General features: G+C 50.0%; 16 protein-coding genes. 7 read left to right on the plus strand and 9 right to left on the minus strand.

Translation table 11 applies throughout. From position 1 onward, the window contains the following. Window positions 1-18 precede the first annotated feature (18 nt). The 7 genes from ACYVF1_RS30425 to ACYVF1_RS30455 form a co-directional block, all read right to left on the minus strand. Window positions 19-2,148, minus strand: a complete 2,130-nt coding sequence (locus tag ACYVF1_RS30425) for a S9 family peptidase (protein WP_461086159.1) — start codon at window positions 2,146-2,148, stop codon at window positions 19-21. 188 nt (window positions 2,149-2,336) lie between these two features. Next, window positions 2,337-2,663: a 2Fe-2S iron-sulfur cluster-binding protein gene (locus tag ACYVF1_RS30430; RefSeq protein ID WP_461086161.1), complete on the minus strand. Its 327-nt coding sequence runs from the start codon at window positions 2,661-2,663 to the stop codon at window positions 2,337-2,339. Window positions 2,664-2,721: 58 nt separating this feature from the next. Continuing rightward, the gene (locus ACYVF1_RS30435) at window positions 2,722-3,726 is read right to left on the minus strand and encodes an NAD(P)/FAD-dependent oxidoreductase (protein ID WP_461086163.1); all 1,005 of its coding nucleotides are present in this window, start codon (window positions 3,724-3,726) and stop codon (window positions 2,722-2,724) included. Between the two features lie 142 nt (window positions 3,727-3,868). Continuing rightward, on the minus strand, window positions 3,869-5,008 hold the full coding sequence (locus tag ACYVF1_RS30440) for an amidohydrolase (RefSeq protein WP_461086165.1): 1,140 nt from the start codon (window positions 5,006-5,008) through the stop codon (window positions 3,869-3,871). 15 nt (window positions 5,009-5,023) lie between these two features. Continuing rightward, complete coding sequence (locus ACYVF1_RS30445; RefSeq protein ID WP_461086167.1) at window positions 5,024-5,983, minus strand: D-2-hydroxyacid dehydrogenase; 960 nt, start codon at window positions 5,981-5,983, stop codon at window positions 5,024-5,026. A 63-nt stretch (window positions 5,984-6,046) separates the two neighbouring features. Beyond that, window positions 6,047-7,816: an L-lactate permease gene (locus ACYVF1_RS30450; RefSeq protein ID WP_461086169.1), complete on the minus strand. Its 1,770-nt coding sequence runs from the start codon at window positions 7,814-7,816 to the stop codon at window positions 6,047-6,049. Between the two features lie 212 nt (window positions 7,817-8,028). Further along, complete coding sequence (locus tag ACYVF1_RS30455; RefSeq protein WP_461086171.1) at window positions 8,029-10,209, minus strand: alpha-amylase family protein; 2,181 nt, start codon at window positions 10,207-10,209, stop codon at window positions 8,029-8,031. A gap of 202 nt (window positions 10,210-10,411) precedes the next feature. Here ACYVF1_RS30455 and ACYVF1_RS30460 point away from each other — a divergent pair, with 202 nt between their 5' ends. After that, window positions 10,412-12,289, plus strand: a complete 1,878-nt coding sequence (locus ACYVF1_RS30460; protein WP_461086173.1) for a heparinase II/III domain-containing protein — start codon at window positions 10,412-10,414, stop codon at window positions 12,287-12,289. 29 nt (window positions 12,290-12,318) lie between these two features. Here the strand turns inward: ACYVF1_RS30460 and ACYVF1_RS30465 are convergent, their stop codons facing one another. Next, window positions 12,319-13,179: an AraC family transcriptional regulator gene (locus tag ACYVF1_RS30465; protein ID WP_461086175.1), complete on the minus strand. Its 861-nt coding sequence runs from the start codon at window positions 13,177-13,179 to the stop codon at window positions 12,319-12,321. Window positions 13,180-13,276: 97 nt separating this feature from the next. On the opposite strand from ACYVF1_RS30465, the gene ACYVF1_RS30470 reads away from it, so the two are divergent. The 6 genes from ACYVF1_RS30470 to ACYVF1_RS30495 all read left to right on the plus strand — a co-directional run bounded on the left by ACYVF1_RS30470 (window position 13,277) and on the right by ACYVF1_RS30495 (window position 20,221). Then, window positions 13,277-14,188 carry an SDR family oxidoreductase gene (locus tag ACYVF1_RS30470; protein ID WP_461086177.1) on the plus strand — a complete coding sequence of 304 codons (912 nt, stop codon included), beginning with the start codon at window positions 13,277-13,279 and terminating at the stop codon, window positions 14,186-14,188. A gap of 114 nt (window positions 14,189-14,302) precedes the next feature. Then, window positions 14,303-15,202, plus strand: coding sequence for a cation diffusion facilitator family transporter (locus ACYVF1_RS30475; RefSeq protein ID WP_461086179.1), 900 nt, complete (start codon window positions 14,303-14,305; stop codon window positions 15,200-15,202). A gap of 98 nt (window positions 15,203-15,300) precedes the next feature. After that, a complete protein-coding gene (locus ACYVF1_RS30480) occupies window positions 15,301-16,221 on the plus strand; it encodes an AraC family transcriptional regulator (RefSeq protein WP_461086181.1) in 921 nt (306 codons plus the stop codon). Between the two features lie 200 nt (window positions 16,222-16,421). Next, window positions 16,422-18,017, plus strand: a complete 1,596-nt coding sequence (locus ACYVF1_RS30485; RefSeq protein WP_461086183.1) for a sodium:solute symporter family protein — start codon at window positions 16,422-16,424, stop codon at window positions 18,015-18,017. A 32-nt stretch (window positions 18,018-18,049) separates the two neighbouring features. Next, window positions 18,050-19,006: a dihydrodipicolinate synthase family protein gene (locus ACYVF1_RS30490; RefSeq protein ID WP_461086185.1), complete on the plus strand. Its 957-nt coding sequence runs from the start codon at window positions 18,050-18,052 to the stop codon at window positions 19,004-19,006. Window positions 19,007-19,033: 27 nt separating this feature from the next. Then, complete coding sequence (locus ACYVF1_RS30495; RefSeq protein ID WP_461086187.1) at window positions 19,034-20,221, plus strand: sialidase family protein; 1,188 nt, start codon at window positions 19,034-19,036, stop codon at window positions 20,219-20,221. A 275-nt stretch (window positions 20,222-20,496) separates the two neighbouring features. Here ACYVF1_RS30495 and ACYVF1_RS30500 read toward each other — a convergent pair whose 3' ends face one another. Beyond that, the gene (locus ACYVF1_RS30500; RefSeq protein ID WP_461086189.1) at window positions 20,497-21,627 is read right to left on the minus strand and encodes a hypothetical protein; all 1,131 of its coding nucleotides are present in this window, start codon (window positions 21,625-21,627) and stop codon (window positions 20,497-20,499) included. Window positions 21,628-21,630: the final 3 nt, after the last annotated feature.

The raw sequence follows: 21,630 nt of genomic DNA on the forward strand, positions 1-21,630 counted from the left end.
GTGGAACACCGCACCATATTATTGCCTCGGCGTCATGAGTTTGCGTTTGAAAAAGTCGCCGGTCGCGTTACCGAGTTTGAGAGCATTGGTGTGTTTCATCCAGTGGTGCGTGTCGTCGACGATGACCGTGGTTTCCATCGGAACGCCCTGCTTTTCGAGCCGCTGAACCAGATCGGTACTTTGGCTGAACGTTACGTTGCGATCATCATCACCGTGAATGATGAGTACGGGTGACGTCCAGCTACGTATCGACGAAATTGGCGATGATTCGTAAACTACTTTGGTAGCTTTCTCCAGATCAGGGCTTTTTTCAACCCGGTCCGACTGATTCAGATTCCCGCCTGCCCGTTGTGCGCTCCAGTCATGAACGCCGTGAATATCGACGCCAGCCGCAAACAATTTTGAGTCACGAGCCAGTGCCAGCGCCGTCAGATAGCCTCCATACGAACCGCCGTAAATCCCGATTTTAGCTGCATCGACCTGTGGTTGTTCTGAAAGCCAGACAGCCCCCGCTTTCACATCCTGATATTCAGATGCGCCCGACGCACCTCCGTTAGCCGGTTGGTGAAAATCGTAGCCATAGCCAATCCCCAGTCGGTAATTCACGGAAAGCACCACAAAACCCAAACTCGTCAGGTATTGATTCATGGCGTATGAATTGGCGTAATAATCGGAATAATGCCAGCCCAGCAGCATCTGACGAGGAGGGCCGCCATGCACGTAAATCAGCGCCGGTTTCTTTGACGGACCGCCAGCAGGCTCAAAAAGTTGCCCATGAACAAGTATGCCATCAGGCGCTTTGAACGTAACCTGCTTGGGTGTAACTAGTTGATTTGTTGGATAATTAGACGGAATCAGGTTTTGCCCAAGTACTTTCGGCGTGCCTTTTCCAAACGACATGACGGTGGGTAGCGGAGGCCGTTGTGACGTAGCACTGATCATCGCCAACGTAGCGCCATCGCCCGTAATCACCGGCGTCCATTCGAGCCCAGCGCCTGGTGTAAGTACTTCCATTGCCGCTTTATCAACCGGTACGCGTACTACGTGTCGACGATCAATATCGAACTTGTCTGGACCGGTATTTCCGCTGAAAACAAGCCATTTTTTGTCAGGAGACAACGTAATATGTTCGGCCATAAAACCGCCGGGTGTGAGCAGCAGTGGTGTTCCGCCCGACGTAGCGATAGAGTATAGATGCGGCCAGCCATCCTGATACGACAGAAAAACGATACGTTCGTTGACTGCCCAATGCAGATTCGTGCCGCCGTGCGTGGTTGGTACCGAACCCGTCAGTGTCTTGGGTGATTGCCAGAGTTGCGAAGCCGTTCCTGATGCTACGTCGGCTGTCCAGATCGACCACGGACGAGGTTTCCGGGTCAGTATAGAATCTGGAGCGCCACCCGAACCGGCTGTTCGAACAAACACGATCTTCTTCCCATCGGGCGACCAACGGGGTGAGCCATCTTTAGTGAAAGATGGGGCCAGCCACGTAACAGGCGTTTTTTCGTCGGTAAATACGCCGATGAAAGCGTGGTCTTTCCGGTCGCAAACGAACGCTAGTTTCGAGCCATCCGGCGACCAATTTATGGAGCCATTGGAACCTCGTGCGTGAAACATTGCCTTTGCCGCCGACGATCCGTCGACTGGTGCAATCTGGACTTGTCCACCTTTTACAAAAGCAATCCGGTCGCTTTTGGGCGAAAGAACGGGTGCGTCGCCTTCGGCAATAGCTTTCGGTTCGCCACCCGCAAACGGAACACTCCAGATCTGGACTTTGGGCGGAACGGGCATCGCCATTGTGTTGACCGGCAGTTCGTCGTCCCAGTTTGAACCGTGATCGCCACCCCGCACATAGACAACCCATTTACCATCGGCCGATATGGCTAAATTGGTAATTTCCTGCCCATCGTCTAATGTATAATTAGTCAGTTTCCGGGGAGTAAAATCAGGGCCTTCGGCTACGTAGACGTTACGTTTCCCCTGCTCGTTAAACGCCCAGGCAATCCGCGAGCCCTGTGCCGAACTCGTCAGTTCATTGGGAAATGGATAGCCCTTAATGGATTCAAACGAGAATGGCTGAGTCTGCGCCAGGACTGTTTGCCGTAAAAAAGTACCTGCCAGAAGAAGATAAAGAGTAAATTTTTTCATGAGCTACGGGAAAGGTTGTTAGATAACCGAAGTGCGTAGACATGAAATAAATAGAATATTTTTTAATCTGCCAATCTGGGCAAATAAAATTCTAGTTATCAGTAAAATAGTTATAGAGTCGCTCTTCCCCGCCGGAGCTGGCATAGCAAGAACTCTACAACCCTATAAACTTACAACTCTATGTCTCCTCAAACCAACTCCCGCTCGCTTTTAATGCGAAACGTAGCACCGTTCAAGGCTTCATCAACCCGAATCTGACAGGCTAACCGACTATCGGAATCGGCGTCGGGTAACGTATCGAGCATGTCTAATTCGGCGTCCTGCGCAGGCGGAAGGGTGTCGAGGCCATCCAGCACCTTGACGTGGCACGTAGCGCAGAGCGCCATGCCGCCACACGTTGCGAGAATGTCGTATTCAGAAGCTTTCAGGACTTCCATCAGGCTCAGGTTGATCCCTTCGGGAATCTCAATCAATTGCTGCGTACCGTCGCGGTCTTCGATAGTGAAATGAATCATACGTATTTTGTTGTCTGTAGTTGGCTGCAAGAGGCTCCGGCTGTCGCAGCCAATCGTTTTAGAAAGTTGGTACTCCGTTTACGGTCGTGTATTTGAAACTCAGTTTCTGGTCGGGGTGAACGTAACGGAAGGCGCTCTGACACATAAGTGCTGCTTCGTGAAACCCGCAGAGAATCAGCTTCAATTTACCCGGATACGTATTGATATCGCCGATGGCGTAGATACGTTCAACGTTGGTCGAATAATCCGTGGTGTTGACAGCAATCGCCGATTTGTCGATGGTAAGTCCCCAGTCGGCGATGGGGCCGAGTTTGGGCGTCAGGCCGAAGAGCGGAATCAGGTTATCGGCGGGCAGTGTGGTCACGGTTTTGTCTTTGGCCGTGATGCTCACTTCCTGCAAATGCCCGTTTCCGTGAATGCTCGTGATATTGGATTGAAGCACCAGATTTACCCGACCCTCATTCGCCAGATGAAACACCTTCTCCGCCGAGTCGGGCGCTCCCCGGAACGTATCGCTACGGTGTACCAGCGTTACCTCTTTCGCTACGTCGGCCAGGAAAATGGTCCAGTCGAGGGCCGAGTCCCCACCACCGGCCAGCACGACGCGTCGGTCCCGTAACTGTTCCGGATTCTTGACCATATACGCCACGCCTTTACCTTCGAATCGCTCGAGATTTTCAATTTCTGGCTTACGTGGCTCAAAACAACCCAGCCCGCCGGCAATCACAACCACCTGGCAATGAACGGACGTGCCGTCGTTGGTGGTCACTACGTAGGAACCGTCGGTCTGTCGTTCCAATTGCTCCACGCGTTCACCCAGCGTAAACTCCGGATTGAAAGGGGCTATCTGCGTCATCAGGTTATCGACCAGCGTTTGGGCGTTGATGGAAGGATAGCCGGGAATATCATAAATCGGCTTTTGCGGGTAAATCTCGGAAAGTTGACCGCCTACCTGCGGAAGCGCGTCAATCAGGTGACAGCGCATTTTCAATAAACCCGCTTCGAAAACGGCGAACAAGCCTACCGGACCCGCGCCAATTATGCAAATATCTGTTGTTACCATCGGACTCAAACGCGGGTTTCCAGCCGCGTTACGTATTGATTTGCCGTAAAGGTAGGGGCCGTGTGAGCGCGATGGCTATCAGATTTTGGAATGAGGGATAAGCAAACGGAATGATTCAGCCGATTGATACGTAGCGCATTGACTACCCGTGATGCATCTTAATCAATTCCAGAAATAATTGCGCGGCTGGCTCGATCAGCGCGTCGTTGAAGTCATAATCGTCGTTATGTAGGGCAGGGGAGTGTTCACCCGCGCCGATGCCGAACATGGCTCCTTTGTACTGCTGCGTAAAAAGCCCGAAATCTTCTCCCCACTTAAACGGATGCTGCGTTTCGATGTAGTCGTAATCAAGTCTTAACGCGGCCTGTCTGATTGCTGCGACGGCTTCCGGATGATTTTCGTTGGCATAAAATACATCGGTGAAAGCTGTTTCTGTAGTAACGTTGGTATCTGCGCAACAGTCAGCCAATAAGATCATTAACTCACGTATCAGTTGTTCCATACGTAGCGCCGTCCAGGTACGTAGCGTCAGATGTACTTCGCCATACCCCGCCGATGTACCATAATCTTTCTGCCCCAACGTAGTATGGACGGGCGTAATCAGAGCGAAATCGTCAGCCTGCGTATCAGGCTTTATGAACAACTTGCTTTTCAGCAGAAAATCGGCCATCACGTAGGCCGGATTAACCCCATTCTCGGGCTCGGCCGCGTGCGAGGTCCGTCCGTGGAACGTAACAATCATGCTTTGTACCGATGGTGTGAACGACCCCGATTTGCAAATAATTGCCCCTGCCGGAAAGCCAGGCAGATTGTGCAGCGCAAAAACTTGGTCGGGGCGAATGGTTGCAAAAATAGGGTCGTTCAGAACGGCCTGCGCACCCTGACCCGTTTCTTCGGCGGGTTGAAACAAAAGGTAAATGCGACCACGTAGTGACGCTTGTTGGGCCAGTAACGATGCCAGCCGAGCCATAATAGCCGTGTGTCCATCGTGTCCGCATTTGTGCGAAACCCCCGGTTTCGTAGACCGATGCGCAAACGTATTGATTTCCTGAATGGGTAATGCATCGGTATCGGCCCGAAACAACGTGACAGGTCCAGCTACGTCGGTACCGTATTGAAGCAGAAGGCCAGTCCTGCCCACGGCATCAATACGTACCGGATTAAACTGACTGATGAACGTATTGATACGTGCCTGCGTCTCAATCTCCTGACCCGATCGTTCCGGAAACCGGTGCAGCTCCCGGCGGAATTGAATAAATGCATTCGTTACGTCGGTATGCATAATCAGATCAGGACTTTATGGATTCACTACGTTAACTGGATTGCCCTCCAGAAAGGCTTTGAGGTTGTTGACGGTACTATCCATAAGTCGGCTGCGGGCTTCTTTCGTCCCCCAGGCGATGTGCGGAGTGATGAGGCAGTTTTTGGCGGTAAACAGTGGATTATCGGTTGGTGGCGGTTCCACAGACAGTACGTCGATAGCGGCTCCGGCAATGACGCCATTGTTCAGGGCGTCGGCCAAATCCTGATCGACGATGATGGGACCACGCGCCGTATTGAGGAGAAAAGCCGAGGGTTTCATGCGCGCCAGATTCTCCTTGTTGATGAGCCCCTTCGTTTCAGGCAACAGCGGAGCGTGAATAGTCACTACGTCCGATTGCTCCAGCAATTCTGGGACGTCGGCCCAGCGGAAATTTTTCCGGTGCGACTGATCAGTACGTTGCCGTTTCGACCCGATGATGTTCATGCCAAAGGCCGTTGCTACGTCGGCCACCTGTTCGCCGATGCTGCCAAAACCGATGATCCCCATCGTTTTCCCAGCGAGTTCAATCAGCGGATAATTCCAATAGCACCAGTCGGATGAGCGAGCCCATTGGCCCTCTTTTACCGAATCGCTGTGACGCTGTACGTGCTGCGTTAATTCCAGCAGGAGCGCAAACGTAAACTGCACCACCGACGCCGTACCATAGCCCGGCACGTTGCAAACGACGATTCCTTTCTTTTTTGCTACGTCGGTATTCACTATGTTGTAGCCCGTAGCCAGCACGCCGATGAATTTTAGATTGGGTAACTTTTCTAGAGCGGCTTCGTCTAGTGGGGCTTTGTTCGTGAAAAGAATCTCCGTGTCGGCCGCTCGTTCCAGCAGTTCATCGGGCGATGTACGGTCATATACAGTCAGGTCGCCTAATTTCTCTAATCCTTCCCAGGATAAATCGCCTGGGTTCAGTGTATATCCATCCAATACGACAATCTTCATCTGGTACTCGTTTTGTTTTCAGGGTGTATTTAATTTCCAACTGATTTTACCGCTGCACAGAAATCAATTAGCGTAATCCGGCGTTTGCTGCTTTTTACGAGAGTTTATCAGAATAAATCCAGCAATAGCAGCCAGTAAAATACCGAGCAGTAGTAAGTACGTATAGCCTTTCGATACGTCGGGAGACGTAGTGGTTTTTGTCGCACCGAGCATTTCATAAGTTGGTATGATCCAGCTCACTACATAGGCTTGACCTAACGTAATAACACAGATAAAGGCCAGCATAATAAAGCTGTGTTTCACCGTAAATCGAAACAGTTCCGACTCTCGTCCAACCAGATCGCCAGCCGCAGCCGCTACTGCAATCGACTGGGGCGAAATCATTTTCCCCACAACTCCCCCCGATACGTTGGCAGCCACCGTAACTACCGGATCGACACCGATGGATTGGGCCGTAGCGTATTGAAGTTTGCTAAATAAAGCATTGGCCGACGTATCGGAACCCGTAATGAAAACGCCCAGCCAACCCAGCACTGGCGCAAAAAACGGAAACAGAACACCCGTATTGGCGAGCGCATCGGCCAGCGTCAGCGTAATACCGGAATCATTGACGATATACGCGAAGCCAAGCACGGCCGCCACGGTTAAAATTGGAAAACGGAGCTGACGCAACGTAGCACCGAACACGCGAATACCATCACCATACGTAAGGCCAACCAACGGAATGGAAACCAGCGACGCAATCAGAATGGCGGTTCCAGCGGCTGATAAATAATTGAATTTGAACACTTTTGCCAATAACGTACCGTCCTGCCCCTGAATGGCATTGTGCAGCCCCGGAAACTCAAACTGAATCAGGCCATTCGCATTCAGTACGTCTTTAATGGATTGTAACCCCCAGAAAATGACCATAATTGTCAGAATCAAAAAGGGCGACCAGGCACGTAGCATCTGGTAGTTGGTGTACCGTATTGTTGTGTCGAACGTAGGGGCGGGTTCGTTGCTGAATCGCCAGATGGAGCGGGGTTTCCAAAAGCGAAGGAAGATCATTAGGACCACAATAGAACCTAGCCCGGCAATAACATCGGGTAGGGAAGGTCCCAGGAAATTAGATGATACGTATTGAAGGAAAGCAAACGTAACTCCACATACCAGCACGGCAGGCATCACTTCTCGTGCTTTCTGGAACCCGGCAATAATGGTCACGAGGTAGAACGGCAATATCACCGACAATATCGGCAACGTTCGCCCAACCATCTGAGAAATAGGTAATTCAGGAATACCCGATACCTGCGAGGCCACCGTAATGGGAATACCAATGGAGCCAAAAGCGACGGGAGCCGTATTGGCAATTAAACAAATTCCGGATGCATAAAGCGGATTGAAACCCAGCCCGACCAGCATAGCCGCAGTGATGGCAACCGGCGCCCCAAACCCAGCCGTTCCTTCCAGAAAAGCACCGAACGAAAAGGCGATCAGCAGCGCCTGTAGCCGCCGGTCGGACGTGATGGACGCCATAAAATGCTTGATGATTTCGAACTGCCCGCTTTTTACCGTCAGGTTGAAGAGGAACACGGCCGCCACAACCAGCCAGCAGATGGGAAACAGGCCGTACACAGCCCCATGCGTCACCGATAGAAGGGCCAGTTTAACGGGCATACCATATACGGCAATGGCAATAATCATGGCGATTACAATGGCAATCAGACTGGCCTGATACCCTTTCATTCTTCGGATGATGAGCGCCCAGAAAATAAACAGAATCGGCACCAGTGCGACCAGAACCGATAACGTAATGCTGTTGAACGGGTCAATTACTTGTTTCCAGACCATGGTTTTCTAGGAGAATTACGGGTTTAGAGTATTAATTATTTCTGTTAGAAATTCTGTCAGAAGTTGTTTGGCTTTCCGTCGCGTAGCGACCAAACAACAATGCAGATTCGTTTGGCCGCTACGCGACGGTAGAGCTATTTGATGAGTTTTTGCTACTAACATTAGATCGCTATGCGACGAAAGCTTTACTACATCCGCGTTTGGATCAAATATTACGCTAAATCCAATGCCACGATTTCGTGATCTAGGATTTTAGGGACGGCCACGGTTATTCGGTTGCCGCTACGTTCAAATTTTGACTTTTGTCCGCTCATAATCAGGCTGACACCCGTTACGTTGGCACCAGTCGGTATCTGAACAGACACTTTCGCTTCCACAGGAATTAATTCTCGGAATGGGCCTTTCATCATCATCGGGTTAGTTAGATTTACCAGATGAACCGTCATGGATTTGGCTTGCCGCCAGACTGTTACGTCGATAATGCCCGGCCCTGTTACGGTTGCGACAGGTTCCTCATCGAGCGCCCAATTCACTACGTTGCTCAGCAACTGCCCGTGATCGACACTGAGCAATTGCCAGAACGACCGGTCCAGATCGCCCGGAATATACGCCACCCGCCCTTTGCCAACCTGACGCAGATACAACTCCCGCGTATCGGTCTGGGCCACGCGCGGGTAAACGTCCTCCATCGGCAAATCAGGGTAGGTTGGAATCAACGTAACGGGGCTGGGGAACGTAGCCGTTGGCGTTACGTTGACTTTGTAAATTGTGTTGATAATACGTGGTGTATCGCCCAATCCTCTCAGAATCAATTGTGTCTGGCTGTCGGGTGTGGGCTGGAGACGCAGGTAGCTATTCCGCATGGGGCCTTCCACTTTCTGGCTATACGATACGCCAAATAAGCCCGCCAGTCCGAAATCGTTACGTTGCTTGCCTTCTTCGTCATAGAGCGACGTTTCGAACGTAGCAATCAGACTGCCGCCCCCATCGACAAAAGCTTGTAATTGTTTGCATTGAGCGTCGGAAAGGGCCGCGATGTTGGGGAGAATGAGCAATTTGAAACGCTTTAGATCGTCGGGCGTCAGCAGCCTGTCGTTCACCATATCGAACGGAATCCGGTTTTCGACCAGATTGTGGTAGAAACCATCCAGGTGATCACCACTTTTCTGCTGCCAGGGTTTGCCGCCGTAATTTCGTTCGGTTTGTTCCGAATAAACCACTCCCACGCGGGCCATCGGAGCCGTGTTACGTAGGTATTTCTCGTTTTTGTGATAGCTTTCGTATAACGTAGCAACCGACTCCATCCAGCGTTTGTCGTAGATATCGCCACCGAATTTTACGAAGCAGGGACGCATCCCGTTAGCCGTTCCTTCCGCTACCCAGATGCGGATTTCGGCATCGCTCTGCACCGAATCTTTCCAGCGAAATTCTTCCTCAATCCCCACGCTGAAAATACCAATCAGCGGTTTCAGACCCAATGTAGAACGTAGCTCTTTGGCGCCTTTTCCATTCGACCAGGGCGCGGTCAATCCCCGGCGGGCTTGCTGGTCGGCGAAGAACAGGTCGGCTTCTTTGCCCGTCATGATTTTGTCGGGAAAGCCGTTCGGAATGAATCGGGAAGTAGGTTTTACTTTCCGAATGCCGGAATCCCAGAGCGCCCAAACTTCCCGCAGTCGCTTCATGCGCCACTCGCCCCATTTGCGATACGTTGGGTCGAGTTTATCCGCTTTCTGAGGAATGTCCAGACCGGCGTAGGACTTGAAATTGCGTTTGCAGTGTTCGCAGTAGCAAATGTCGTGGCCCGCCCAGCGATTCGAGAAAATACCTTCCGGCTGAAACCGTTCCATAATTTCGGTATTCACCTGCGGCATGAACTCAAAATTATAAGGGCCTAAGGCACAGGTTACCCATAAGTCGGGATTAGCCCAGTGACGGCGTTTTTGACCATCGGCAGTAACGGCAATCCAGTCGGGATGGGCGTCGTATACGTTTTGTCGCGCTGCGTGCGGATCGGTACGTAGCATGACTTTCATACCCTGTTTCCGACATCCTTCAACCAAGTAACCCAACGTATCAGAATTGCCCATGAAATCACTGCGGTGGTGCAGCGGAATTTTTGTTGGGTAAAAAGCCACAATACCGCCCGCACTCAACAATGCCCCATCGGCGTGGATACGTTTGAAGTAATTTAGCCAGAAATCAGGGTCATAATGACCGGGGTCGCGCTCCACAAACGCAAGCTGTGCCCAGCGCATCGGACCATCGAGCCAATACGTATCAGCGGGTGCTACGTTGGTTGGTGATGACGTAGCATTGGCCAGAACATGGACACCCGACAACGCATAACCCCCGCCAATCAGTCCACTGGTTTTAATAAAATCTCGTCGTTCCATGTACCAGACCTGTCTGGGCCAAGCTCCAGCTTGGCCCATAATTAACGTAGCTAATTCTCTACACGAGCCAAGCTGGAGATTGGCCCAGACAAATACGACTTTTTCTAAAAGGCAAAGAGGTCAAATTAATACCCCAAGTGGGTTATCAGGTAAATCAGAACGTTCTTATCCTTTCTTCATGAGAATTAGCCAACTGTCTGTTATGACCTTTTCTTTCCGCTACCTGCTTCTGTTCTTTTTGGGAATTACAGGTTTCTTTGCTTCTGCTCAGGTCGACCACCTGGCCAATGTAACGACCGTTCGAACGCATCCACGACTATTGCTGGCTGCTGGTCAGGAGAAAGTGCTTGCTCAGAAAATCGCGGGTGATCCGCTGGCCAAAAAACTCCACGATGCGATTCTGGGTGAAAGCAGTAAGATTGTTCAGATTGCACCGCTGGAACGTATCAAAACTGGTCGGAGGTTGTTGAGTGTCTCGCGCGAAGCGTTGCGGAGGCTATTTTTTCTGGCGTATGCGTATCGGATGAGTGGCGATGAAAAATACCTGAAACGGGCTGAACAGGAAATGTTGGCTATTGCGGCGTTCAGCGACTGGAATCCGTCGCATTTTCTGGACGTCGGTGAAATGACGATGGCCCTCGCTATTGGCTACGACTGGCTGTACGACAAACTGCCTGAATCGTCACGTAGTACAATCCGGGCGGCCATTCGGCAGAAGGGTATTGATGCGTCGATGATGCCGGAGCATAATAGCTGGCTCAAAAACTCAAACAACTGGAATCAGGTTTGTAATGCCGGTATGGTTTACGGTGTGATGGCGACCTACGAAGACGATCCAGCGCTGGCGAAACGTATCATCAACCGCGCTCTGGAAACCGTTACGTTGCCCATGGGCGACTACGCGCCTGAAGGTGCTTACCCCGAAGGCTACAGCTACTGGGGTTACGGCACTACGTTCAACGTATTGATGATCAGTGCGCTGGAAAATCTCTTCGGTACCTCGTACGGTCTGACCGAAAAGCCGGGATTTCTGCAAACACCTTACTATCTGGAAAACATGACCGGCCCCACGCGACTGCCGTTCAATTACTCAGATGCAGGCAGAAACAGTGGTTTGCAGACGGCTATGTTCTGGTTTGCGCAGCGCCTGAAAGACCCGTCGCTGCTCTGGGTTGAGCGCGATAACCTGCAGAACGGAAGCATGGATGGTCACCTAAAAGATCGGGTTTTGCCAGCACTCCTACTTTGGATGGGTGATGTGAATCTGAGCAGCATTAAACCGCCGAAAGAAACCGCGTGGACCGGCCAGGGTAAAAGCCCGGTGGCGCTGCTACGTACCTCCTGGACCGACCCCAATGCCATTTTTGTGGGTATCAAAGGCGGAAGTCCATCGGTTAGTCACGCCCACATGGATGCCGGGTCGTTTGTGATGGACGCCGACGGAGTACGCTGGGCGATGGACTTTGGCATGCAGGATTACGAATCGCTGGAATCGAAGAAGGTGGATTTGTGGAATACGAAACAGAGCGGCCAGCGATGGGACGTACTACGTTATAATAACAGATACCACAACACGCTGACTGTCAATGATAGTTTACAGCGGGTTAAGGGTAAAGCGCCCCTTACACACGTTTCCAAAGCGCCCAATTTTATGAATGCCACCCTTGATCTGAGCGAACTTTATCAGGGTCAACTCGCCAAAGCCAATCGGGGAATTGCCATCGTGAACGGCGAATCGGTGCTGATACGTGATGAGGTAGAAGCCTCCGCTCAACCTGCGGTCGTTCGCTGGACGATGGTGACGCCTGCAACAGTCAACCTCGTGGCACCTAATCGCGCTGAATTGACGAAGGACGGTAAAAAATTGATCGTGGAAGTAGCTGAACCTGCTACCATTACGTTGAAAACCTGGCCCACCGACCCGGTTCACGAATATGATGCCCCGAACCCCGGCACCACCCGATTAGGTTTTGAGGTGAACGTACCAGCCCAGACAAAGGCGTCTCTCACCGTTCGGCTACTGCCCGAGAAAGCGGTTTCGAAAAAGAAAGAGCCTGTAAAGAATCTGGCAGACTGGTAGACCGGAAGATAGACGGAACGTACAATCGGTCAATAAAATTTGCCGGGTTGACTAATACACATCGATTGATCAGCGAGTTGTTTAATAAATGTGCTGGGTGTCAGGCCCGTAAAATACTGAAAATCGCGGATCAGGTGGCTCTGATCGTGGTAACCATACATGAAAACCAGCTCTGACCAATCGGGTGAAACAGGGGGCTGATTCAGAAGTTGGGTAATCAGTTTTTTGAAACGTAAAAAGCGGGTTAATTCTTTCGCCGAGTAACCTAACTGGTGCTGAAACCGAAGCTGCATAGTGCGGGTCGACAACTGATGATCCTGAGCAACCGCTTTGATGGGGTCGACCTGCGAATGTCGAAAATGAGGAATCGTTTCAAATAAGGTCTGCATGGTTGCGTCGAAGGGGGCCAGATGCTGCATGGCATAGTCACTGAAGTGCTGAATTCGCTCGTCTAATGAACACGTAGCGGCTAATTTTTTCCAGAGATTCTCCAGGCATTCAGGGTTCATCAGCATATCTCCATCCGTAAAACCAGCGCCCGTCGACGTAGCGCTGTCTGCATGAATTGATCCACGCAGTTGGATCGTTTTCCCGAACAATCGATAGAAGCCATTCAGTGTAAACACGATCACAATCAGGTCAGTACCGGGCCCTACGTCGTAACGTAGCAGTTTCTGCAAAGGACCCATCACCGCCGTGCGCTGAAGCCGGTACATCGAATTGCCCATCCAGGCCGGTAAATCAGGGCCAAAGTTGAAAGCCAGCAACATTTCATAATTGGGCAATAACTGCTGCCGTACGGTCGGTGCGTCTTTGGGTTGGCGAACGACGTAGAAGTGGCTGAATACGTTTGCTAATCGGTCGTCGGCTTCAATGAGTTGAGCATCCATGGGGTGGGTAGGCTTTCGTTTTCGTACAATCAGGGGTAATTCGGGCGATCTACTTTTGTCACGTTGCTAATCGAACAAACAACTAAACAAAAAACGCATGAATACACCAATAATTTCTGCTGACCAACCTACGCCCGCTATCCTCATCACCGGTGCAACCGGCAACATCGGCCAGGAACTGACCAGGCTATTGTCAGAACGTGGAGTACGGTTCCGGGCCATGGTACGTAATTCTCAACGGGAGTCAGAGCTAGCCGGAATGCCCGGTGTAGAAGTCGTAGCGGGCGATTTTAACGATTCAGATTCACTGGCCTCGGCTTTGCGGGGCATCGAGCGTGCCTTTCTGCTGACACCTTCCTCGGAACAGGCCGAAACTCAGCAACTGCGTTTTGTCGAGCAGGCTCAGAAAGCGGGTGTACGCCATGTGGTCAAACTATCGCAGCTGGCGGCAGACGAGCATTCGCCTGTTCGTTTCCTGCGATATCACGCCGTTGTGGAGCAGGCCATCCGCAATTCGGGATTGGATTTTACTTTTTTACGGCCTAACCTGTTTATGCAGGGATTGCTCAATTTTCGGTCATCCATCGCTGAATCGGGGCAGTTTTTTGCGCCAATCGGAAATGCCGGAATTAGTGTTATCGATGTGCGCGACATTGCCAACGTAGCAGCGGCTGCACTTACCGAAAACGGTCATTCGGAGCAAACCTATACACTCACCGGGCCAGAATCGCTACGTCATTCTGATATGGCTGAAGAGCTGAGCAACGTGCTGGGTCGGCCTGTTACGTTCGTCGATATTACGCCGGAGCTCATGCGTGCTACGTTGGATAAAATAGGTTTCCCCGCCTGGCAGGCCGACGGACTGATTGAAGATTATGCCCATTACAGCCGTAACGAGGCTGCTATGGTAGCATCGGGTGTTTGGGACGCAACGGGACTGATTCCGCGCTCGTTCGCCCAGTTCGCGAAGGATTATGCGCCAGCTTTTCAAGTCATAAATCCCGCGTAGTGAGGTTGAAGAGGGTAAATTATTTTGAATAGTAAAACAGACAACCCGCTACTAATCAACGTAGTGTCGTTACATCCCAGTAAACATCTTTCGGCGCTGGTACGTTGCTAGTGCATGGCTTCATCAAAAATCGCTATTTACACCGCTCTGGGGGCTAATCTGGGGATTGCGGCTACCAAATTTGTGGCAGCCGCCGTTACCGGTAGCTCAGCCATGCTTTCGGAGGGCATTCACTCGCTGGTCGATACGTTAAATGAAGTGTTGCTACTGCTGGGCTTAACCCGTAGTCAGCGACCACCCGACAAGAAACGTCCGTTTGGCTACGGACGAGAACAATATTTCTGGTCCTACGTAGTGGCATTGCTCATTTTTGCGGTGGGTGGGGGTGTTTCGTTTTATGAAGGAATTGCCCATATCCAGAATCCAGAAATCATCGAAGACCCGTTCTGGAATTACGTAGTTCTCTCTATCGCATTGGCGCTGGATGGCTATTCGTTACTGACTGCCTGGCGGACTTTCAATGTGCAGCGGGGCGAAAAGGGCGTCTGGGCAGCTATCAAGGACAGTAAAGATTCGGCAACGTTTACTGTATTATTTGAAGATATATCGGACGTAATAGGGCTGCTGATTGCTTTTTTGGGCGTTTTCCTGAGCCACACGCTCCGAAATCCTTACCTCGATGGCGTCGCTTCTATTCTGATCGGATTGCTGCTGGTATCGGTGTCGGTGGTGTTAGCCCGCGAAAGCAAAAGCCTGCTGATGGGGGAGGGGGTCGATGAAGAAACAAACCGGCAGATCATCGCCCTAACCGAATCGGACGTAGCGGTGATAAAATCAGTTTCGATTGGCACTATTTACTTAGGGCCGGAAGAAATCACGCTGATCCAGGGAGTAGCTTTTCAGCCCGATTTAACCACCGATGCAATTAATCAGGCAATCGTCAGAATCCATAAGTCTATTCAACAGGCGTTTCCGGCCATCAAACGTCCGTATATACAGCCTGTGGGGTTATAAAGTTGTAAAGTTGAAAAGTTATAAGGTTGTAAAGTTCCTCATGCGTCAGCCAACTCTACAACTTTATAACTTTACAACTCTACAACTTCTCTGTCGCCATGAAATTGCAGTATCATCGGGTGCCTGCCAATACGCAGGATGCCTTCACCGCCCGGCACGACGTAACGCGTAGCCAAAATCGGGGTTCAATTTGGCATTATCATCCGCAATTGGAACTTCACTGTGTACTTCGTGGTGAAGGTGTTCGCTTCATTGGTGATAGCATAGCGAACTTTTCTCCGGGTGAGATTATTTTATTGGGCGAAAATCTGCCGCACAACTGGCAATGCAACGAAAGCTACTGGCAAGCTGATCCAGACGCTCATTTTGAGGCAATTGTCATTCATTTTCTACCGAACTGGCTGGGCGATAGTTTTTTACATCTGGCCGAAGCGCTGCCCATCGCTAAACTCTACGAACGAGCCAAACGAGGCCTGTTGATACGCGGTGAATTGGCCGAAAAAATCAGGCCGTTGATGCAGCAAACGGTCGAAGCGGCACCTCTGAACCGGATCGCTGTGCTGCTAACTATTCTGACTCATTTATCGCAGTCTGACTTGATGGAGACCTTGTCGTCGACCTACGCGTTTCATCAATCGAACGAGTTGGAAACGAGCCGATTAAATACCGTTTGTGAGTACACATTGGCCAACTACACCCGTGAAATCACTTTAGAAGAAATAGCAGCCATCGCCAATCTGAGTATTACGTCGTTTTGCCGGTATTTTAAGCTGATGACCCGCAAGACGTATAGTCAGTTTTTGATCGAAGTACGTATTAGTTATGCGTGCCGGGCATTAATCGATAATAAACAGTCGATTGAAGTGGTTTGCTACCAGAATGGATTCAATAACCTGTCTAATTTTTACCGTCAGTTTAAAAAAGTGCAGGGGATTTCTCCTTTGGAGTACAAAAAGAAGTACTTAAACAGCGCGGGCCAGATTGGCTGGCAGACTAAATTAAGTTCTATGACTGGCTAATCACTGACTGAAATTTGTTAAGCTCGTTGAATGAAAGGATAATCCAGTATAATGATTGTTCGGTAAAAGGCAATTTATTTGTAGAATAATTTAATCAAGTCCGGTTTATAGGCCTGATGCAGAGTTTAGCTTGTACTATTCTATACGTGTAGATTTCAAACGATCGGGCTGAATTATTCCTAACCACCGAATAGATAACCATGAAAACGCTTCCCATTGTTGACCTGTTGGTGATTGTTGGCTATCTGGCTGGTATGGTAGGCGTTGGGGTTTATTTTTCCCGAAAAACTAAAAATGCCGATCAGTTCACGACGGCATCGGGCAAAATTCCGGGCTGGGCCATCGGTATGTCGATTTACGCTACGTTCCTGAGTAGCAATACATTTCTGGGCGTACCGGGCAAAGCCTTTGGGTCAAACTGGAATTCGTTTGTGTTTAGCCTGTCGATGCCGATTGCTGCTTGGGTAGCAGCCAAATACTTTGTTCCGTTTTACCGACATACTGGCGAAGTATCTGCCTATACGCACCTGGAACACCGCTTTGGACCCTGGGCGAGAACGTATGCCGTCGTTTGCTTTCTGCTCACGCAACTGGCGCGTATGGGTTCCATTTTCTTCGGTATCGCGCTGAGTTTACAGGCGTTGACAGGCTATCCGATGGCAACGATTATGCTGATTGTGGGAACCTGTATCATCATTTACACCGTGCTTGGCGGTATGGAAGCCGTTATCTGGACGGAGGTAGTGCAGGGCGTTGTGAAAACCGCCGGAGCTGTCATTATCCTCTGGCTGGTAATCGCCGGAATGCCCGGTGGCATGAGTCGAATTCTGGAAGTTGGTCAGGCCGACAATAAATTCAGTTTAGGCAGTTTCGCTCCTGATTTTACGCATGCTACGTTCTGGGTTGTGCTACTCTACGGTTTTTTTATGAACCTGAACAACTTCGGGATGGATCAGAATTACGTACAGCGGTATCATACCACTACGTCGGTTAAGGAAGCTGCCAAGTCGATTTGGTTATGCGTGTATCTCTACGTACCGATTTCGTTGCTGTTCTTTTTCCTGGGATCGTGTTTGTATGCTTATTATCAGGCCAATCCTGACCTGTTGAATGCGGTACGGATGAGCGTGGCTGCCGAGCGGTTGCCCGGTGGTAGTCAGTCTGCTATTGCGCAGTTAGCCGCAACGCTTGGCCCTGCCGACATTGGCGATAAAGTGATGCCTCATTTTATGGTCAATAAAGTGCCGGCAGGATTGGTAGGTATGATTGTAGCGGCTATTCTGTCGGCGGCTATGAGCACCATCAGTTCGGGGATGAATGCCTCAGCCACCGTGTTTTCGGTCGATATTTATGGGCGGTACATTAACCCAAATCTGTCGGATAAACAATCACTACGTCTGCTGTATATCGCCACCACAACATTCGGTTTGCTGGGTATGCTCACGGGTATTGCCATGATTGGTATTAAGAGCGTGCTCGACATCTGGTGGATGCTCTCCGGAATCTTTGCGGGTGGTATGCTTGGCCTGTTCCTGTTGGGGATTATTTCCCGCTCAACACGTAACGCCGAAGCGCTTACCGCTACGTTGATCGGAGTGCTGGTTATCGTTTGGATGACGTTCTCAGATAAACTGCCCGATGATTTTGCCGCGCTACGTAATCCCTTGCATCAAAATATGATTATTGTGGTGGGAACGCTCACCATTTTTCTGGTTGGTCTGCTGCTAACCAGATTACGCACAAATCGGAGTGGGGCTGAATCAACGCCGACGTCCGTACAACGCGAATTCAATTAGTTGATTTTTAATTCGATACGTCCTCTAAAGTTATGGCCACACTTCCAAACACTGCTCACTCATTGCCGCGCGGGTTTATCCCGGTCATGCTCACCCCGTTTCTGGAATCAGGGGCTGTTGATGCATCTGGTCTGGATCACCTGACAAATTATTACCTTGAATCAGGAGCCGCCGGATTGTTCGCGAACTGTTTGTCGAGCGAAATGTATGAACTGACGGATTCAGAACGGCTGGCCGTGACGAAACAGGTCGTCGATCAGGTGGCGGGGCGGGTGCCGATAGTAGCAACCGGTACGTTCGGAGGCCCGATTGCCAAACAGGCTGATTTTGTAAAACGTATATACCAGACCGGTATTCAGGCGGTTATTATCATTACCAGTCAACTAGTTAGTCCTGATGAGAATGATGACGTTTTTCTAGACCGCATGCACCAGTTAATGGATTTGACTGAAGAAATTCCGTTAGGTTTTTATGAATGCCCGGTTCCCTACAAACGACTCATTAGTAGTACGATTTTGGCTGATTTGTTGTCTTCCGGGCGGCTTATTTACCACAAAGATACCTGTCTGGATGCCGATGAAATTGAGCGTCGTTTACAAGTTGCTGAGGGCTATGAGTTTGGTTTGTACGATGCCTATATGGTAAATGCTGTTTCATCGCTGAAGGCTGGTGCCGCTGGATTGTCCTGCATTCAGGGAAATATTTTTCCAGAATTAATTACCTGGGTTTGTGCGAACTACAATGATCCGGCGAAGCAGGAGCAGGTAAATCGGGCGCAGCAGTTCATGACTGATTGCATGGATTTGGTGCATACGGCCTACCCAATTATTGCCAAATACAGTCTGAAAAAGCGGGGCCTGCCCATTTCGCTCTACACCCGCCGACAGGTCGATCCGCTAACGGCATCTGTGCAAGCGAAAACCGACTTATTGTTGGAGGAGGTCGATAAGCTTTATGAAGAGCTTGCAATAAATGTTACGTTTGCGTGATACGTTCGGTATAGCTGCACACTGGTTATGAAACAGCTTATTCATATTTGGCTCATTACCTTCGTTACGTTGTCTATGACTTGGGGGCAGAATTTTCCGAACGTACCGGGTGTTGTCATTGATCATCTTCCCAAATCGGCGGGTAATTTTCTGGGTTCGCCCAGCATTGCTATCATGCCCGATGGTAGGTACGTAGCGTCGCACGATATTTTCGGGAAAGGGCCAACGCCCCAGCATACCCACGTTTTTGAATCGGCAGACCGGGGAAAAAGTTGGCAGAAAATCGCGGAGTTGGATAGCTTGTGGTGGGCTACGTTGTTTATCAATAAAGGCGCTTTATACCTGTTGGGAACTACAAAAGAGTACGGCCGAATGAGCATCCGGCGTTCGACTGATGGAGGCCGGAACTGGAGCAGCGTTAACGAAGGGTATTTAAGTACAGACCAGGGTTACCATTGTGCGTCGGTGCCGGTTCAAGTGTTCAATGGGCGCGTTTGGAAAGGGATGGAACGTAACGTACCGACTACAAGCTGGGGTAATTTTCGCAGTTTTGTGGCGTCCGCTCCTGTCGATGCTGATCTGCTCAATCCCAAAAACTGGTCGTTTACCCAGCACCTAATCTACAACAAAACTGATTGGAAACCGGGCAATGCTTGGCTGGAAGGCAACGTAGTGATGAATCCCAAAGGCGAAATTTGGAATATACTACGTGTCAACAATCTGGGGGATGATCAGGCCGTGATGTACCGCGTCAGCAACGATGGGCAGACAGCGGATTCGACTACTGTCAAGTTCATTAAACTGCCCGGCGCCTGCAAGAAATTCAACATTCGTTTCGATCCCAAAACGAAACTCTACTATACCTTTACGAACTACGCCCTGCCCAAACATCGCGTCTTTAAGCGGGAACGTGCTCGGAATTCGCAGGTCATGCTGTCATCTCCCGACCTCGAAAACTGGACTATTCGCGGGATTATTCTGTACAACACAGATGTTGAAAAACACGGATTTCAATACGTTGACTGGCAGTTTGATGGCAAAGATATCGTCGTGGCTTGTCGAACTGCCTTCGATGATGGTATGGGCGGGGCTAATAACCAGCACGATTCTAACTTCCTGACGTTCCATCGCGTCAAAAACTACCGCAAATACCGCACCCCTGACGAATGGAAACCGCTGCTGGAAAACATCACTGATTTTGTCGTCCTGAAATAGGCTTCCTTAATCTTTTATCTCAATTTACGACATTTGCTTTTATTATATTATGCCTCGGTAGCGGCTTTGTCTGAAGGACGTAGCATTAAACGTCAGGTTGTTACGTAGCACTACGTAACAACCTGAAAGCAGGGGAGTTTCGATAAATTCAGGAGGGAAATTACCTACTACCTGGGCAGTGGATCAGCCCGATGCATACGTAGTGATGATTGTTGCTGAGTAGCAGTCCACTACGCCATATATTACATACTATTGAGGACAAATTAGGAAAAGAATCACTCCCATAACTCCTGCACCGCAATTACTTTATAGCGTTTCTGAACAGGATCGAAAGTCGAGAGTTTTTCGATGATGTTCACCTGTTTAATCTGCTTGGCGTTAAGGTACAAACGCCGGGTTAGCTGGTCAACGTTCTGGCTGGCTACTTCCGTGTTGCCAACGTAGATTCGGGCGTGAGCGGTTGGCGTAAATAGCTGGTCGGCTGTTCGTAATTCGGTACGTCGCTGGTTGTTCGGGCGGCTCTCGTCGGCCAGGGTATTCAGGTATTTATTGATCTGATTGAAGGCAATTCCTGCATTAGCCGACGGGCGCATAGCCGTTACATTGACCTCAAAAATAGATTGTTGACGAATTGTATCCTTGGCCGAAACGGAAACCGGAATTTGCTCCAGTCGGTTTTGAATATCTTCCAAAAGACTGGCCCAGGTTAGATCGACATTGTTATTCAGTGCCGTTTCAAACGCATTTTCAAACGAGGTTGTATAAAGTGAACCGCGCCCGCCCGGAAAAGCGTACGAGTATTGAGATCGTTCGGCACCTGCAATTTTTACATCCCCTTTAACCGTAATAAACAGTTTCTGAAGCAGTCGGGACACATCTTCGTCACTAATCTTAGCCGCTGTAATACGTACTGGCTTCGTAAAACTTCGGGTTAATGAGGGAAGCAGTTCATTGCTGCAATCGCTCATGGTGACGCTTAATCTGGCACCTTTTTGCTTAAGCCGCTGGTGAACTTCGTCGAGGTCAATAGCACTAGCCTGGTAATCATTCACTTTTAAATAGGGAAATTCACTTTTATGGTCCATGTGATTATATCCCTGGCCCGTATAATAAAATACCAGTACGTCATTAGCGGCTGGCTTGACTGAATCCAGCGCAGCACGTAACGCTTTGCCAGTGAACCGATCGTTTTGTAATTGTTTCAGATTGAGCTCATAACCAATGCCTTTACTAATCTGCTTAAAATTCTCGGTCATGACTGCTACGTCGCTCTGGCAGGCAGCGCCAAGATTTTTATCGTCAACGGCCGCCATCATCACTACGTGCAATGTTTGAGCCGCTAGCGACTGTGTCAGACACAAAAAAGTGACGAAGCAGCCAAAACTCCAATACCAGTTGCGTTTCATAAG

Source organism: Spirosoma flavus, from assembly GCF_054778555.1.

Bases quoted from the DNA above. Each gene is read 5' to 3' on its own strand.
- ACYVF1_RS30435 (WP_461086163.1), bottom strand. From the start codon at position 3,726: ATGGTAACAACAGATATTTGCATAATTGGCGCGGGTCCGGTAGGCTTG.
- ACYVF1_RS30445 (WP_461086167.1), bottom strand. From the start codon at position 5,983: ATGAAGATTGTCGTATTGGATGGATATACACTGAACCCAGGCGATTTA.
- ACYVF1_RS30495 (WP_461086187.1), top strand. From the start codon at position 19,034: ATGAAACAGCTTATTCATATTTGGCTCATTACCTTCGTTACGTTGTCT.
- ACYVF1_RS30485 (WP_461086183.1), top strand. From the start codon at position 16,422: ATGAAAACGCTTCCCATTGTTGACCTGTTGGTGATTGTTGGCTATCTG.
- ACYVF1_RS30450 (WP_461086169.1), bottom strand. From the start codon at position 7,816: ATGGTCTGGAAACAAGTAATTGACCCGTTCAACAGCATTACGTTATCG.
- ACYVF1_RS30455 (WP_461086171.1), bottom strand. From the start codon at position 10,209: ATGGAACGACGAGATTTTATTAAAACCAGTGGACTGATTGGCGGGGGT.
- ACYVF1_RS30500 (WP_461086189.1), bottom strand. From the start codon at position 21,627: ATGAAACGCAACTGGTATTGGAGTTTTGGCTGCTTCGTCACTTTTTTG.
- ACYVF1_RS30425 (WP_461086159.1), bottom strand. From the start codon at position 2,148: ATGAAAAAATTTACTCTTTATCTTCTTCTGGCAGGTACTTTTTTACGG.
- ACYVF1_RS30480 (WP_461086181.1), top strand. From the start codon at position 15,301: ATGAAATTGCAGTATCATCGGGTGCCTGCCAATACGCAGGATGCCTTC.
- ACYVF1_RS30460 (WP_461086173.1), top strand. From the start codon at position 10,412: ATGACCTTTTCTTTCCGCTACCTGCTTCTGTTCTTTTTGGGAATTACA.
- ACYVF1_RS30470 (WP_461086177.1), top strand. From the start codon at position 13,277: ATGAATACACCAATAATTTCTGCTGACCAACCTACGCCCGCTATCCTC.
- ACYVF1_RS30440 (WP_461086165.1), bottom strand. From the start codon at position 5,008: ATGCATACCGACGTAACGAATGCATTTATTCAATTCCGCCGGGAGCTG.
- ACYVF1_RS30475 (WP_461086179.1), top strand. From the start codon at position 14,303: ATGGCTTCATCAAAAATCGCTATTTACACCGCTCTGGGGGCTAATCTG.
- ACYVF1_RS30430 (WP_461086161.1), bottom strand. From the start codon at position 2,663: ATGATTCATTTCACTATCGAAGACCGCGACGGTACGCAGCAATTGATT.
- ACYVF1_RS30465 (WP_461086175.1), bottom strand. From the start codon at position 13,179: ATGGATGCTCAACTCATTGAAGCCGACGACCGATTAGCAAACGTATTC.
- ACYVF1_RS30490 (WP_461086185.1), top strand. From the start codon at position 18,050: ATGGCCACACTTCCAAACACTGCTCACTCATTGCCGCGCGGGTTTATC.